Annotated in this window: 15 protein-coding genes; 5 read left to right on the plus strand and 10 right to left on the minus strand. The window is 37.4% G+C overall.

The features are described from left to right. Positions 1 to 86 precede the first annotated feature (86 nt). From ychF to ICG50_RS07730, 4 genes are all read left to right on the plus strand, one after another. A complete protein-coding gene (gene ychF, locus ICG50_RS07715) occupies positions 87 to 1,181 on the plus strand; it encodes a redox-regulated ATPase YchF (protein WP_187660333.1) in 1,095 nt (364 codons plus the stop codon). 289 nt (positions 1,182 to 1,470) lie between these two features. Next, the gene (locus ICG50_RS07720) at positions 1,471 to 3,324 is read left to right on the plus strand and encodes a DNA topoisomerase IV subunit B (protein WP_187660334.1); all 1,854 of its coding nucleotides are present in this window, start codon (positions 1,471 to 1,473) and stop codon (positions 3,322 to 3,324) included. A gap of 100 nt (positions 3,325 to 3,424) precedes the next feature. Further along, a complete protein-coding gene (locus ICG50_RS07725) occupies positions 3,425 to 6,145 on the plus strand; it encodes a DNA gyrase/topoisomerase IV subunit A (RefSeq protein ID WP_187660335.1) in 2,721 nt (906 codons plus the stop codon). Positions 6,146 to 6,253: 108 nt separating this feature from the next. Beyond that, entirely contained in the window at positions 6,254 to 6,835 is a 582-nt protein-coding gene (locus ICG50_RS07730) for a hypothetical protein (protein ID WP_187660336.1), read from the plus strand. 153 nt (positions 6,836 to 6,988) lie between these two features. On the opposite strand, the gene ICG50_RS07735 is transcribed toward ICG50_RS07730, so the two are convergent. Genes ICG50_RS07735 through ICG50_RS07770 form a run of 8 tightly spaced genes read right to left on the minus strand, consistent with a single transcriptional unit; the run spans position 6,989 to position 11,857 of the window. Further along, positions 6,989 to 7,762, minus strand: a complete 774-nt coding sequence (locus ICG50_RS07735) for a TerC family protein (protein WP_187660337.1) — start codon at positions 7,760 to 7,762, stop codon at positions 6,989 to 6,991. Between the two features lie 34 nt (positions 7,763 to 7,796). Then, on the minus strand, positions 7,797 to 8,168 hold the full coding sequence (locus ICG50_RS07740) for a DNA topoisomerase IV (protein WP_187660338.1): 372 nt from the start codon (positions 8,166 to 8,168) through the stop codon (positions 7,797 to 7,799). A gap of 19 nt (positions 8,169 to 8,187) precedes the next feature. Beyond that, complete coding sequence (locus tag ICG50_RS07745) at positions 8,188 to 8,415, minus strand: DUF6095 family protein (RefSeq protein WP_187660339.1); 228 nt, start codon at positions 8,413 to 8,415, stop codon at positions 8,188 to 8,190. Positions 8,416 to 8,418: 3 nt separating this feature from the next. Beyond that, on the minus strand, positions 8,419 to 8,886 hold the full coding sequence (locus ICG50_RS07750; RefSeq protein ID WP_187660340.1) for a hypothetical protein: 468 nt from the start codon (positions 8,884 to 8,886) through the stop codon (positions 8,419 to 8,421). Between the two features lie 4 nt (positions 8,887 to 8,890). Continuing rightward, positions 8,891 to 9,577 (minus strand): hypothetical protein, encoded by a 687-nt coding sequence (locus ICG50_RS07755; RefSeq protein ID WP_187660341.1) that lies wholly within the window; start codon positions 9,575 to 9,577, stop codon positions 8,891 to 8,893. Between the two features lies 1 nt (position 9,578). Further along, entirely contained in the window at positions 9,579 to 10,391 is an 813-nt protein-coding gene (gene murQ / locus ICG50_RS07760) for an N-acetylmuramic acid 6-phosphate etherase (protein ID WP_187660342.1), read from the minus strand. A gap of 53 nt (positions 10,392 to 10,444) precedes the next feature. After that, positions 10,445 to 11,113, minus strand: a complete 669-nt coding sequence (locus ICG50_RS07765; protein ID WP_187660343.1) for a ZIP family metal transporter — start codon at positions 11,111 to 11,113, stop codon at positions 10,445 to 10,447. Continuing rightward, positions 11,114 to 11,857, minus strand: a complete 744-nt coding sequence (locus ICG50_RS07770) for a class I SAM-dependent methyltransferase (RefSeq protein WP_187660344.1) — start codon at positions 11,855 to 11,857, stop codon at positions 11,114 to 11,116. Positions 11,858 to 11,960: 103 nt separating this feature from the next. Here ICG50_RS07770 and ICG50_RS07775 point away from each other — a divergent pair, with 103 nt between their 5' ends. Then, positions 11,961 to 13,160, plus strand: a complete 1,200-nt coding sequence (locus ICG50_RS07775) for a THUMP domain-containing class I SAM-dependent RNA methyltransferase (protein WP_187660345.1) — start codon at positions 11,961 to 11,963, stop codon at positions 13,158 to 13,160. Here the strand turns inward: ICG50_RS07775 and ICG50_RS07780 are convergent, their stop codons facing one another. After that, complete coding sequence (locus ICG50_RS07780; protein ID WP_187660346.1) at positions 13,161 to 13,409, minus strand: redox-active disulfide protein 2; 249 nt, start codon at positions 13,407 to 13,409, stop codon at positions 13,161 to 13,163. After that, complete coding sequence (locus ICG50_RS07785) at positions 13,406 to 14,920, minus strand: redoxin domain-containing protein (RefSeq protein WP_187660347.1); 1,515 nt, start codon at positions 14,918 to 14,920, stop codon at positions 13,406 to 13,408. Before ICG50_RS07785 ends, ICG50_RS07780 begins: the two co-directional genes overlap by 4 nt. Between the last annotated feature and the right edge of the window lie 33 nt (positions 14,921 to 14,953).

Consider the following 14,953-nt stretch of genomic DNA (forward strand, 5'->3'; position numbering starts at 1 on the left):
GTTATATTTGCACACTTTTTATAACAAAACTTTAAGATGAAACGCCTTAGCGTTCCATATCACCAATAAAACAATATCAAAGAGATATGAAAGCAGGAATTGTAGGATTACCAAACGTTGGAAAATCAACCTTATTTAATTGTTTATCGAATGCCAAAGCACAAAGCGCGAACTTTCCGTTTTGTACTATCGAACCTAACATCGGAGTCGTAAACGTTCCTGACCCAAGAATCAATAAATTAGAAGAATTGGTAAAACCGGAACGCGTTCAAATGGCTACTGTGGATATCGTTGATATCGCCGGATTGGTAAAAGGAGCAAGCAAAGGCGAAGGTTTAGGAAATCAATTTTTGGCCAACATCAGAGAGTGTAACGCTATCATACACGTTTTGCGTTGTTTTGACAATGACAACATCGTTCACGTTGATGGGAATGTTAACCCAATTCGCGACAAAGAAACCATCGATATCGAATTGCAGTTAAAAGACCTAGAAACCGTTGAAAAACGTTTGGAAAAAGTAAACCGCGCCGCCAAAACCGGAAACAAAGAAGCCCAAGTTGAAAAAGCTTTCCTTGATAGAATCAGAGAAGCTTTACTACAAGCTAAATCAGCAAGAACCGTTTTGCCTCAAAACGCCGACGAAGAAGTATTAATGGAAGATTTCCAATTAATTACTACCAAACCGGTTTTATACGTTTGTAACGTTGATGAAGAATCGGCCGCAACCGGTAACAAATATGTTGACCAAGTTCGAGAATTGGTAAAAGACGAAAATGCAGAAGTAATTGTTTTAGCCGTTGGCACCGAAGCTGATATCACCGAATTAGAAACCTACGAAGAACGTCAAATGTTCTTAGAAGATTTAGGGTTAACCGAACCGGGTTCAGCTGTTTTAATTCGCGCCGCTTATAAATTATTGAAGCAACAAACTTATTTCACAGCCGGAGTTAAAGAAGTTCGAGCTTGGACCATCAACATCGGAGATACTGCGCCAAAAGCTGCCGGAGTTATTCACACCGATTTTGAAAAAGGATTCATCCGTGCGGAAGTGATTTCCTATGAGGATTATGTACTTTACGGTTCAGAAGCCAAAGCAAAAGAAGCCGGAAAATTCAAAGTAGAAGGTAAGGAATACATCGTAAAAGACGGTGATGTGATGCATTTCCGTTTTAACGTTTAGTTAGTTATTAGGCATAAGCCAAAAGGCAATAGTAAAAAACCGGAAGTTAATACTTTCGGTTTTTTTATGACACCAACTGACATTTCTACGATAAGGAAAATCATCTAATTAAACAACTCTAAACTATTGCCTTTTGGCTTATGCTTATGCCTATTTTTGTCAATATCATTCTTAATAACTTTGATAAATATCATTTCTAAAATCACGCTAATTCCACTATATTAGCACACCCGAGGTCGTTGCATGGCAACGGGCGAATTGAACGCAGTTAAAATCGTTAGTTTTTAAAATGTCAGAACAAAATCAATATACCGAAGATAATATTCGTTCCCTCGATTGGAAAGAGCACATCCGAATGCGTCCCGGAATGTATATCGGGAAACTCGGTGATGGTTCTTCGCCCGATGATGGTATTTATATTTTACTAAAAGAAACCATCGACAACTGTATCGATGAGTTCGTTATGGGCGCCGGAAAAGTCATTGAAGTGACTATCAAAGACAAACTGGTAACCGTTCGCGATTACGGTCGTGGAATTCCGCTGGGGAAAGTCGTTGATGTGGTTTCCAAAATGAATACCGGTGGAAAATACGATTCCAAAGCGTTTAAGAAATCCGTAGGTTTAAATGGAGTAGGTACCAAAGCTGTTAATGCTTTGTCGAATTATTTCCGTGTGGAATCGGTTCGGGACAACCAACAAAAAGCCGCCGAATTCTCAGCCGGAAATTTAACCATCGAAGAAGACTTGGTAGAATCAACTAAAAGACGAGGAACCAAAGTGTCTTTCGTAGCCGATGAAACCATTTTCAAAAATTACAAATACCGAAATGAGTATGTCATTAAGATGCTCAAAAACTACTGTTACTTAAATCGTGGTTTAACGATTTATTATAACGGTGAAAAATACGTGTCCGAATACGGACTAAAAGATTTACTCGAAGAAACCATTTCGGAAGAAGACATGCAATATCCGGTAATTCATCTGGAAGGCGATGATATTGAAATTGCTTTAACGCACAGTAAATCGCAATACTCAGAAGAATACCATTCGTTTGTCAATGGTCAAAACACTACGCAAGGAGGAACGCATTTAGGTGCTTTCCGTGAAGCGATTGTCAAAACCATCAAAGAGTTTTACAACAAACCTTTTGAAGCGTCAGATATTCGTAAATCCATTGTTTCTGCCATTGCGGTTAAAGTAGAAGAACCGGTTTTTGAATCACAGACCAAAACCAAATTGGGTTCAACCGATATTGGTCCGAAAGGTCCATCGGTGCGTACTTTCGTAAACGATTTTATCAAAACCAAACTCGATAATTTTTTACACAAAAACCCGGAAGTAGCCGATTTGTTATTGCGCAAGATTCTTCAAGCGGAAAGAGAACGCAAAGAGTTATCCGGAATTCGTAAGTTGGCCAAAGACAGAGCCAAAAAAGCGAGTTTGCACAATAAAAAACTACGCGATTGTCGTGTCCATTTAACCGATGCCAAAAACCCAAGAAGTTTAGAAAGCACGCTTTTCATCACGGAAGGTGATTCGGCTTCGGGTTCAATTACCAAATCGCGCGATGTGAATACACAAGCGGTATTTAGTTTGCGTGGTAAACCTTTGAATTCGTATGGCATGACCAAAAAGATTGTTTACGAAAACGAAGAATTCAACTTGCTCCAAGCGGCTTTAGACATCGAAGAAGATATGGGCGATTTGCGTTACAACAATATCGTAATCGCCACCGATGCCGATGTCGATGGAATGCACATTCGTTTGTTGCTAATCACATTCTTTTTGCAATTTTTCCCTGAGTTGATTAAAGACGGTCATTTATACATTTTGCAAACGCCATTATTCCGTGTGCGAAATAAAAAAGAAACCATCTATTGTTACAGCGAAGAAGAAAGAGTAAACGCGATAGAAAAACTAAAACCCAAACCGGAAATCACTCGATTCAAAGGATTAGGAGAAATTTCACCCGATGAGTTCAAACATTTTATCGGACAAGATATCCGATTGGATCCGGTCATGTTAGACAAAGCCACATCGATTGAAACGTTACTCGAATTTTATATGGGTAAAAACACACCAGACAGACAGATTTTCATTATCAATAATTTGAAAGTGGAATTGGATGTGGTGGAAAAATAATAAATTAAAGAAGTAACTGAGTTTCTGAGTACCTAAGTCGCTGAGTATTTACTATTCAAACTTAGTCACTCAGCAACTCAGCATCTCAGCAACTTTTTATATGAAAGACGAAGAAGAAGACGATATCATCCCCAACGAAGACGAGAACAACGACGAGTTGAACGAATCTTCAAGCGATGAAGGAATGGAAGAAGGCTTTGAAGACATCAAATCTTCAGGCGGCAACCATTTCTACGAAAACGATGAAAACCCGGAAGACACCATTACCAAAGTTACAGGAATGTACAAAGATTGGTTTTTGGATTATGCTTCCTATGTAATTCTCGAGCGTGCCGTTCCTGCGATTGAAGACGGATTCAAACCGGTGCAACGCCGTATCATGCATTCGATGAAAGAGTTGGATGATGGTCGTTACAACAAAGTGGCGAACATTGTTGGACACACTATGCAGTATCATCCACACGGAGATGCGAGTATTGGTGATGCGATGGTGCAAATCGGGCAAAAGGATTTGATTATCGACATGCAAGGAAACTGGGGAAATATCCTAACCGGTGACAGCGCTGCGGCTTCGCGTTATATTGAAGCGCGTATTTCTAAGTTTGGCCACGACGTTTTATATTCCCCAAAAATCACCCAATGGGGAATGTCATACGATGGTCGACGTGCCGAACCGATTAACCTTCCGGTAAAATTTCCTTTATTGTTAGCTCAAGGTGCCGAAGGAATTGCTGTAGGTTTATCGACTAAAGTGTTACCACACAATTTTAACGAACTGATAGATTGTTCGATTAAAGTTTTAAAGAACAAACCTTTTACACTTTTCCCCGATTTTCCAACCGCCGGTATTGCTGATGTTTCCAATTACAATGACGGTTTGCGCGGCGGACGTGTTCGTGTGCGTGCCAAAATTGGTCAACTCGACAAACAAACGTTGGTCATTACCCAAATTCCGTTTTCAACTAATACTTCAACTCTGATTGATAGTATTCTGAAAGCCAACGAAAAAGGAAAAATTAAAGTCAAAAAAATAGAAGACAACACCGCTGCAGAAGTTGAGATTCTAATTCATCTTCCGCCGGGCGTTTCTCCTGATAAAACCATTGATGCACTTTATGCATTTACGGCTTGTGAAACTTCTGTTGCGCCGTTAGGTTGTGTGATTGAAAACCACAAACCGTTGTTCATCGGTGTTTCAGATATGTTGAAGATTTCCACACATCGCACGGTTGATTTGCTCAAACGCGAATTGGAGATTCAGTTAGACGAACTCGAAAACAAATGGCATTTCTCGACTTTAGAGAAAATCTTCATTCGAGAAGAAATGTACATCGACTTCAAATTGTACTCCGACAGAGAATCGCTTTACGTTTACATGTATGACCGATTTAAGCCTTTCTTGAAGTCTTTTGTGCGAGAAATCAATGATGACGATTTGCAAAAGCTAACGCAAATTCCAATGATTCGTATCACGCGTTTCGATTCGGATAAAGCGGATGATGCGATTGCGAAGTTGGAAGCTGAAATGGAAGAAGTAAAACACCATTTAGATCATATCATTGATTATACGGTTGATTTCTTCCAAAAGCTAAAAGACAAATACGGCAAAGGTCGCGAACGCCAAACCGAGTTGAGAAGTTTTGATACGATTGAAGCGACAAAAGTAGTTTTGAGAAATACCAAACTTTATGTAAATAGAGAAGAAGGTTTCTTTGGTACCGGCTTAAAGAAAGACGAATACGTAGCCGATTGTTCCGATATAGATGACGTTATTGTATTCTTACGCGACGGAAAAATGATGATTGCCAAAGTCGATGACAAGAAATTCGTGGGCAAAGATATCATTCATATTGCGGTTTTTGATAAAAATGACAAGCGCACCATTTACAATATGATGTACCGCGATGGTAAGAATGGCTCAACGTTTATCAAGCGTTTCAACGTGTCCGGAGTTACTCGTGATAAGTTTTATGATTTGACCCAAGAAAAAGCCGGTTCGCAAGTGTTATATTTCTCAGCGAATCCGAATGGAGAAGCCGAAACGGTGACGATTTTGTTGCGCCAAATTGGTAGTGTGAAAAAACTAAAATGGGATGTAGATTTCTCTGATATCGCCATCAAAGGAAGAGCATCTCGCGGAAATACCGTAACCAAATATCCGATTAAGAAAATCGAACTCAAAGAAAAAGGTATTTCTACCTTGCGTCCGCGAAAAGTGTGGTTTGACGATACGGTTCAAAGATTGAATGTAGATGGAAGAGGCGAGTTGTTGGGTGAATTTAGACCCAATGACCGTTTGTTAATCATCAACCAATCCGGGAAACTGAAAACTATTGTTCCTGAGTTGACTACGCATTTTGATGAAGACATGATTGTTTTGGAAAAATGGCATCCGAAGAAACCAATTTCGACCATTTATTACGATGGAGAAAAAGAGCGTTACTTCGTAAAACGATTCTTAGTCGAAAATGAAAACAAAGAAGAAACCTTTATCACGGAACACGAAAAATCGCAATTAGAAATCGTTTCCACGGATTGGCGACCTATGGCAGAAATTGTTTTTGCCAAAGTCAAAGGCGTGCAAAAAGACACGATTACGGTTGATTTGGAACAATTTATTTCAGTTAAAGGAATTAAGGCGATTGGTAATCAATTAACCGCAGACAAATTGAAACAAGTCAATTTACTCGAACCATTGCCTTTTGAAGAACCTGAAGAAGTGCAACCTGAAGATGTAGAAGTAACTGGAGAAGACAATGTTAGTGATGACATTCAAACGGAAACGGATGATGACGGACAGATAACCTTGTCGTTGGAGTAACTATTTAAATCTTATTATTGATAGTAATACATGTAAAATAAAATTTATTATTTTTTTGCTATAAATAAATATATATTTGAAAGAAAAATAATTAAAAACAAAACTATTATGAAGCAATTAACAAAATCTATTTTATTTTTATCATTTGCAGTATTTCTTTTTTCCTGTAGTAGTGATGATAGTTCATCCTCAGGTGGTAACACTTTTAAAGTCAACAATGAAACTTTCACTATGCAACCTTCTGGCGGAATTATTTTATTAAATCAGGATTTAATTTCTCAAAACATGAAAAGGTCAAGTTTTACGGTAACCGGACTTATGGGAACATCTAAAACGGCAAGTGTAAGTTTCGATTTATTTAGAAAACCAACCGAAAGTATCAGTGGGACTTATACTATTTATGATACTGATGATGCTAGTTCAGATGATATTGAAACATTTATTCAAACAAACAATAGAGGTTGTTTAGGATGGACATCATCTCTTCAGGTTGTAAATATTGCGACCCAACAAATTTTAAATTCTGCAAACAACCCAACAACAGCAGCTACAATCACTATAATTGATAATGGTAATAATTCATACACCATTCAATATAACGGAAATTATAGAAATTATAATGATGATTTTGTTGTAACAGGAACAGTACCGGTTGAAATGAATGTGACCGGAATAGCGTTAGGGAATTAAATCAAATAGTTATAAAATAAGAACACATCTTAATAGAAAAACTCCCAATGACTTGGGAGTTTTTTATTGTAACTTAAATCGGGAAATCGAAGATTCAGCGGAGCTAAATGCTATAACCGGTAAATCCCAAGCCTTTCGCTCTCAATTTTTATATTAGTGTTTCTTTTTGCGCATTTTCATATTGATGAATTCCACTGCTAACGAGAACGCAATGGCAAAATACAAATAGCCTTTTGGCACCACGCCAACGTGTTGTCCGGCCAATGAAGCGTCAGACAAGTGCATGCTTTCAGTGATTAACATGAATCCGATTAGGATTAAAAAAGCCAAACCTAATACTTGAATCGACGGATTGGCATTCACAAAATTTCCCACCGGAACGGCAAAAAGCATCATGACTCCAACGGATATTACTACAGCTGTAACCATAATAATCAAAGCACCTTCGACACCGTTGGTCATTCCTACAGCGGTTAAAATACTGTCGACAGAGAAGATCAAATCAATTAACAGAATTTGTACAATTACGTTACTGAATGACTTGGCCGCTGAAGTTTTTAAATCTTTTTCCTCTTCGCCTTTGTGGTCTACTTTTTCGTGGATTTCTTTGGTGCTTTTGTAAATCAGGAAAATACCACCAAGTAATAAAATCAAGGCTTGACCGGTGAAATTAGCGCTAAACCAACCCCAATCAAAACTGAATAATGGTTTTTTCATGGCAATTAAAAGCGTAATTCCGAATAACAAACCAATACGCATAAACATGGCCAAGAACAAACCAATTTGAGTGGCTTTTTTGCGTTTTTCAACAGGTAATTTTCCGGTTACAATTGAAATGAAAATGATGTTGTCAATTCCGAGAACAATCTCTAAGAATGTTAAAGTTAAAAGCGCTATCCAAGCATCGGGATTTAAAAATACTTCCATGTGTGTAAATTAAGTTTGTATCGGTTTAATGGTTTTATTTCAATTTTGTTACAGTGCCGCGTTGTTTTTTAGCATCGCCCACAAATGAATAGTCAAAAGTATAACTATTCTCGTCAGTAGCCAAAATTGTCATGCTGATTGCCTTTCTCTCGTTCATCGTTTTGGGATGTAGTTTTTGCAACACCAATTCGCAGTCATTCACCCAACGAACAGAAGCCGTATCGGTTTTGCCGTTAAAAGTTTCAATCTGAAGTGTTTCGGTTCGCGTAAAAGTAGAGGTAACTTTTTTTCCGTTTATTTCTTGTGTGAATTCAAAAGTACCGGTTTTAAAATCTTGGCAGTTGCGTTCTTTTTCAGAGCAAGAAATTAGAGTTAAAACGAGTAGGAGAAGGGATAGTCTTTTCATTTCTGGCTAATGGATTTAATTATTTGTTGTTTTGAAACAACGCGTCGGTTAGGTTTTTTATTCCTTTAAACATAAAATAGACAGCCAAACCACATAAAGAAATGCCTATTGCTAAAACCAACCAATGCCAAACATTCTGCTTGTTGATGAAAGCGTTATAAATAACACTTGGTCCAATAAACATGAGTGGTAATGCGTAAAGCAGGAATTTTATTCCTTTATCGAGTTTTGTTTTATTGCCTGACATAGCTTAGAATTTTAATTGCAACCCAAAACCGTTTTGATTGGAAACCGCATTGAGTTCAAAAGTGTTATTGTTGGCACCTAATTTTAATTCTTTGTGTTCCGAATTGTAAATTTCGATTGCTTCATTATATCTTTTTCTTCTTCCTGAAAGGATTGGCACCGAAACGGCAATCGAACCCAAACCGGCATAAGTCAATGCTGAAGGATATTCTTTATCGGAAAACAAACCAATGGCTAAATCACCAACAGTTAAACCGATGCCTAATCCTAATAAAAATCCGCCCAAAGCTTCTTTGGATTGCGCTTGTTTATAAAGTGCTGCCGCTTTAACATTTGTGGCAAATAAATTTCTGGCTTCTCTACTGTCGATGCGGTTGCCGCCGAGATAAAATTTGCCTTTTTCCAAACTCATTTGCTGTGAGTAAGAAAATAAGAAGAGAAACAGCATGGCTATCGTTATGATTTTTTTCATGATTTTAAGATTTTGTCCAATTAGTAAGCAATGTTTTATCCGAAGACAGTTTGCCTGCCACTCGGTATTTTGATTTCATTAATAAACTCGATTCGATGAACTTTTCTTTAACCACTTTAAACGGTCGCGCACCACTGGAATGGATAAAGAAATTGCCTTCATCGGATAAATATAAAAAACCGGTATGATTGTCCAAACCGACTACATAAATACCATTGCCTTTTTCTTTTAAGGTCTGTTCAAATTCCTGTATACTTTTGTTCGAAAAGCGATAAATATTGTCTTCTGAGACCAACTTTTTAATCATTTCCTCGGAAGCGCATTGTGCCAATTTTACTCGGTTAATGTTAACACCCAAATCTCTCAAAGTAGTTGTCACAAAATAACCGCAAGCAATACTGCCTTCGTTTGGCTTTTGACTGGTACCGTTGAAATCCCAATTGGTTCCATACCAATAAGGAAATATTTTATGAGTGAGTTGATTTGTAAATACTTTGGCTATTTCGGCATTGCTTTTACCTTTCAAGCATCTTCTGATTTGTTTGATGCTATCCAGTGTTTTAGGGTAATCTTTCGCATCGAGTTCCGATTCATATTCTACCACAGAAGCTCTAACCGAGTTGCGATACCCATAAATGCCAATGGCTACGGCAAAAATTAAAAAGAAAACTATTTTGATTGCTTTCTTCATGCTAATTGTGATAAGCTTCCACTGCTTTTCTAACGCTGCCGTGTTTTTCTAACAAAGCCGAAGCTTCTTCATAACTCACCGGAATTTCTCCCATTATCATGCGAACGCCACGGTCAACCAATTTCACGTTACTCAATTGCATATCGACCATTTTGTTGCCTTTCACACGACCTAATTGAATCATTACAGCTGTAGAAATCATATTTAAAACCAATTTCTGTGCGGTTCCGGCTTTCATGCGAGAACTTCCGGTTACGAATTCAGGACCAACCACAACCACAACCGGAAATTGTGCGGTTAAGGCTAACGGACTTCCTTCATTACAAGTTATGCAACCGGTGACGATATTATTTTCATGACATTTTTCTAAACCGCCAATGACATAAGGCGTTGTTCCTGAAGCTGCGATGCCAATTACGACATCATTCTCTGATATATTTTCAGCCACTAAATCTTTCCATGCTTGGGCTGCGTCGTCTTCGGCAAATTCGACTGCTTTGCGAATGGCTTTATCACCGCCGGCAATAATTCCGTTCACTAAGTCGAAAGGAACACCAAACGTTGGCGGACATTCCGAAGCATCCACAATACCGAGTCTTCCAGAAGTTCCGGCACCGATGTAAAACAACCTGCCGCCGAGTTTCATTTTGGCTACAATTTGGGTAACCAATGTTTCAATTTGTGGCAAAGCTTTTTCCACCGCCAAAGGCACGGTTTTGTCTTCGTTATTGATATTGGCTAACAAGTCGGAAACCGACATTTGTTCGAGACTTTCGTAATGTGAGGATTGTTCGGTGGTTTTAGTGAAGCTCATTTTTGAGTGGCTAAGGTTCTGAGTGGCTAAGTTACTGAGTTTTCTTTAAATTTTTAAACAAAACAAGCCAATAAAATCCCCAAAATAATCATCGAAATCTTAGCAATATTAAACTTATGTCCTTCACTGCTTTCAAAGATTATCGTAGAAGAAATATGGAATAAAATCCCAATGACAACCGCTGTGATTTCGGTATAATATTGCGTGATTGATGGTACGGAATCGGAAACAAATGTTCCTAAAGGCGTCATAAGGGCAAACGAAATCATAAAGACAAACAAAGCTGTTTTATTCAATTCCGCATTAAGGAAAAAAGTCGTTAAGATAATAGCAATAGGCAAGTGGTGAATCGCAATTCCATAGGCTAAATCGTGGTGATGCCCAACCGGAAATCCTTCTAAAAAGGCATGAATGCATAAACTGATGAACAGCAGCCAAGGCATTTGCTTGATTTTGTCATGACCGTGAACGTGACCGTGTTCGGCGCCTTTGGAAAAGAACTCTAAAATAATTTGGAACAAAATTCCAACCATAATGAAGATTCCAACCTTATGGTTCTGGCTTTCGTATACTTCCGGCAACAAATCCATCACGGTTAATGATAGCAAAAACGACCCGCTAAACGCCAATAACAGTTTCAGGTTATTCTTCTTTTTTGGCTTAATAATCAATGCAGTTGCATAACCCAAAAGAACTGATAATAAAGGAAGTATGTAATTCATTTATTTAAAAATCATGATTAATCGTTCACTGGTATTCTTGTGGAATTTCTTTAATTTATAATCCCCAAAAGTATCTAATAAATAAATCCCGGCTTCATTCATCATGCGTTGAAAATCCTCGAGAGTATAGGCTTTTACCTTTTCTTCAAAATGAAATTTTTGACCATCGGCCTCAAAATCGATTTCTTTGATGATAAAATGATTTGATTCATAACGTTTGATGTGGAAAGTAATGCCGTCCACTTCTTTGGTTTCCTCGGGAATTAAATTCTCTAAAACCGTGTAAACATTCATAAAATCAATCACGGCAAAACCATATTCTGATAAGCTTTCTTTTATGGCAATCAAGGTTTGCAGATTGTCTTCTTCGTTTTCAAAGTAGCCAAAACTGGTAAATAAGTTGAATATGGCATCAAACTTATCTTCAAAAGGTTCGCGTTTGTCATGCACCACAAAGTGCAAGGTTTCATTCGCGTTTTTATTGGCTTCTGCAATACTGTTTTCGGATAAATCGGCACCCATAACATCATAACCCAATTGGTTTAAATAAATCGAGTGACGGCCTTTGCCACATGCTAAATCAAGGACTTTGGCTTTCTCCGGTAAGTTTAAATAATGGGTAAGATTGTCCATGAAGATTTGAGCTTCACGGTAATTTCGGTCTTTGTATAAAATGTGGTAATACGGGGTATCAAACCAGGAAGCGTACCAATTTTCGGATTTACAATTTGTAGTATCTGACATTTATTCTTTTCAAATGAATTCTTTCACCCGCAAAATTAGTGTATTTTTGCCGAACTTATGGCAGTATTACTTATTGATATTGTCATTGAAATTGATATTAAAAATGGAGAATTTTAAAATGGTAGCCAAAACCTTTTTTGGTTTTGAAGAAATATTGGTCAAAGAATTGCAACAATTAGGCGCTCAAGATGTTGAAGTTGGCACGCGTGCCGTAAGTTTTAAAGGCGATAAAGGGTTTATGTATAAAGCCAATTTGTCGTTGCGAACCGCGTTGAAAATTCTAAAACCGATTTACTATTTCCGTGCTACCAATGATCAGAATTTATACAAAGGCATTCAAGGAATTGATTGGAGTAAGTATATGAACGCCAATCAGACTTTTGTCATTGATACTACGATTCATTCGGATAATTTTAAGCATTCTCAGTTTGTTTCCCAAAAAGCGAAAGATGCTATTGTAGACCAATTTCGAGATAAAACCGGTCAAAGACCAAGCGTTGACAAAGATTTCCCTGATTTAAGAATCAATATTCACATCGATCGTGATCAATGTTCGGTAGCGCTGGATACATCCGGAGCTTCGTTGCATCACAGAGGTTACAGAACGGCAACGAATATCGCTCCGATAAACGAAGTGTTAGCAGCAGGAATGTTGTTGTTATCCGGTTGGGACGGAAGTTCTGACTTTTTGGATCCCATGTGTGGTTCCGGAACTATTTTGGCGGAAGCTGCCATGATAGCGTGTAATATTCCGGCAAATATCAATCGTAAGGAATTTGCTTTCGAGAAATGGAACGATTGGGACAACGATTTGTTTGACCAAATTATCGATGCATTGATGAAACGCACCAAAGAATTCCACCACAATATCATAGGTTACGACAAAGCGCCAAGTGCGGTTCAGAAAGCGAAAGACAATATTCTTAATGCTAATTTAGATGAATACATCACAATAAGTCAGGCGAATTTCTTTGATACCAAAAAAGAAACGGCCGGACCATTGCATATGGTTTTCAATCCGCCCTACGGAGAACGTTTGGATATTGAATTGGAACGTTTTTACCGTGAATTGGGCGATACTTTAAAGAACAATTACCCAAATACCAATGCTTGGTTTATTACGGGGAATTTAGAAGCTTTGAAGTTTGTTGGATTAAGACCTTCGCGCAAAATAAAACTCTTCAACGGAAGTTTAGAGGCGCGTTTGGTGAAATACGAAATGTATGAAGGCAGCAAGCGAACAAAATTTGCTTCGCCAATTCGCACTGAAGGCTCGGGTCAACAACAAGATTCCGAAGAATAATTAACCGTTTCTTTTCGCAATTTCTTCTTTTATTTTTTTCAAATTGGCATAATTTACTATTACTAATGGCAAAAAGGCCATTGGAATAATGGTAAAAACATTAAATCCTTGTTTGATTGTTAAATAGATACCAATTAGAAATTGCATTATAATTACTACTAAAAGCATACCTGTAGCTAATTTGGTAGTTTTGGCTCTTTTTTCGAGTTCTTCGGTAGTAAATGTGGAAAGTTCCGGTTCCTTTTTCATAATTTTAAGTTTTCGGTTTCTATAGCTTTTATGATGGTTTTCACATTGCCTGCTTCAATTCGCTTGGCTCTGATAATCTTATTTTTGTCTAAAACATATATCACCGGAGTAGAGTAGACGTCATATTTTTCAATGACATTATTATAATGCGCTCCATCATAGAGGTTGATGAAAGGCAATTTGTTATCGGCTATGTATTTGAGGTATTTTTCGCCTTCGTGTAAGGTATAAACACTATATACTTTGACATTTTTCTTTTCTTCCAGCAATTCGTTGTAGGCTTTTACCAATACCGGAATTTCTTTTTGACAATGACCACAATCCACGTCCCAAAAAACAAGTATTGTATAATCGGCTTTGACTTCGCTTAGTTTGACAAACATTTTGTTGACTTCGTTGGCGTTTTTATAGAAAACTTGGGTCATTTCCTCACTGTTTTTGGCCGTTTCAAAACCCATCGCTTTAAACTTCGGAAAATCTTCAGCGCGAATCATAGACAAATCAATCGCTTTAGCACCAATCAATAACGGTTTCATTTTATCAGCACGTTTGATGATTCGTTGCACCACATCGGCATCGTCATAAATACCATTAGCTTTGCCGGTTTTAAAATAGTTGTCCGAAAGATGAACAAATACTTTATCAAATCCCATAATTTTGGAGGTTTCATAAGTATAGGTAAAATGTGCCAAAAGTAATTTGTACATCAAACTTTCCGGTTTGGTTTTTAGAAGAAGTTTGTCAATTTCAACACAAACAGTATCAGGATGCGTAACAATCACTTTGTCAAAGTAGGTTTTTAATTTGCTGAACAGAAACGGATTGCGCATCATAGCATCGTTTTTAAAATCAACGTTTCGCCAAAAATTATCTTTGTAATATTGGTAAACCGCTATACTATCCGGTCTGCCGTTTGAAGCGTTGGGCACGTTTTTCAACCCTTTTTCCATCTTTAAATTAATCACATCGGCGATATAACTTCCTTTGTTTTGGGCGATAAAATTTTCTTCATAATCCACTATGCTTTGTTCCAGTTCTTTTTGTTTTTTGGCCAAATCCAAGGAATCATTTTTAGTAGCTAAAACTGTTTTTTGTTTGTATTCAAAAAAACTTCTGTTTTGTTCCCCTAAGAATTTAAGGTATTTAAAAAAATCATTTTGCTTGACCGAATTAACGGCAGTTAAATCTTTGTTTAAGTTGGCACCCATTTCACTTTTGAGTTCCAATTTCTGGGTGTCATCATCAATAAAGAAGTCGAAGAGTATGGTTTTTTGTTGGCTAACCAACGAATAAATACCTTTGTCTAATTTTTCTTTGCCTTTAAAAACAATACGACCGTTTTTAATGGTAGTACAAGTGTCTTTGATTAAAGTTTTATCAAATCGATAGAAAGTAAGATAAGCCAAGGAATCATTACAGTTTTTTAAATCGATTGTAATTTCATAACCTGTTTGGGCATTAGCATAAAAAGGAGCGCAACAAAAAATAAATACGGCTAGTAATTTCTTCATATACAAACTCTTTGTGGTTTACAGATTGTCAAA

The organism is Flavobacterium buctense (genome assembly GCF_014486695.1).
GTDB classification, from domain to species: domain Bacteria; phylum Bacteroidota; class Bacteroidia; order Flavobacteriales; family Flavobacteriaceae; genus Flavobacterium; species Flavobacterium buctense.

Bases quoted from the DNA above. Each gene is read 5' to 3' on its own strand.
- ICG50_RS07755 (WP_187660341.1), bottom strand. From the start codon at position 9,577: ATGAAGAAAGCAATCAAAATAGTTTTCTTTTTAATTTTTGCCGTAGCC.
- ICG50_RS07785 (WP_187660347.1), bottom strand. From the start codon at position 14,920: ATGAAGAAATTACTAGCCGTATTTATTTTTTGTTGCGCTCCTTTTTAT.
- ICG50_RS07780 (WP_187660346.1), bottom strand. From the start codon at position 13,409: ATGAAAAAGGAACCGGAACTTTCCACATTTACTACCGAAGAACTCGAA.
- ICG50_RS07720 (WP_187660334.1), top strand. From the start codon at position 1,471: ATGTCAGAACAAAATCAATATACCGAAGATAATATTCGTTCCCTCGAT.
- ICG50_RS07770 (WP_187660344.1), bottom strand. From the start codon at position 11,857: ATGTCAGATACTACAAATTGTAAATCCGAAAATTGGTACGCTTCCTGG.
- murQ (WP_187660342.1), bottom strand. From the start codon at position 10,391: ATGAGCTTCACTAAAACCACCGAACAATCCTCACATTACGAAAGTCTC.
- ICG50_RS07775 (WP_187660345.1), top strand. From the start codon at position 11,961: ATGGAGAATTTTAAAATGGTAGCCAAAACCTTTTTTGGTTTTGAAGAA.
- ICG50_RS07765 (WP_187660343.1), bottom strand. From the start codon at position 11,113: ATGAATTACATACTTCCTTTATTATCAGTTCTTTTGGGTTATGCAACT.
- ychF (WP_187660333.1), top strand. From the start codon at position 87: ATGAAAGCAGGAATTGTAGGATTACCAAACGTTGGAAAATCAACCTTA.
- ICG50_RS07750 (WP_187660340.1), bottom strand. From the start codon at position 8,886: ATGAAAAAAATCATAACGATAGCCATGCTGTTTCTCTTCTTATTTTCT.
- ICG50_RS07745 (WP_187660339.1), bottom strand. From the start codon at position 8,415: ATGTCAGGCAATAAAACAAAACTCGATAAAGGAATAAAATTCCTGCTT.
- ICG50_RS07730 (WP_187660336.1), top strand. From the start codon at position 6,254: ATGAAGCAATTAACAAAATCTATTTTATTTTTATCATTTGCAGTATTT.
- ICG50_RS07735 (WP_187660337.1), bottom strand. From the start codon at position 7,762: ATGGAAGTATTTTTAAATCCCGATGCTTGGATAGCGCTTTTAACTTTA.
- ICG50_RS07740 (WP_187660338.1), bottom strand. From the start codon at position 8,168: ATGAAAAGACTATCCCTTCTCCTACTCGTTTTAACTCTAATTTCTTGC.
- ICG50_RS07725 (WP_187660335.1), top strand. From the start codon at position 3,425: ATGAAAGACGAAGAAGAAGACGATATCATCCCCAACGAAGACGAGAAC.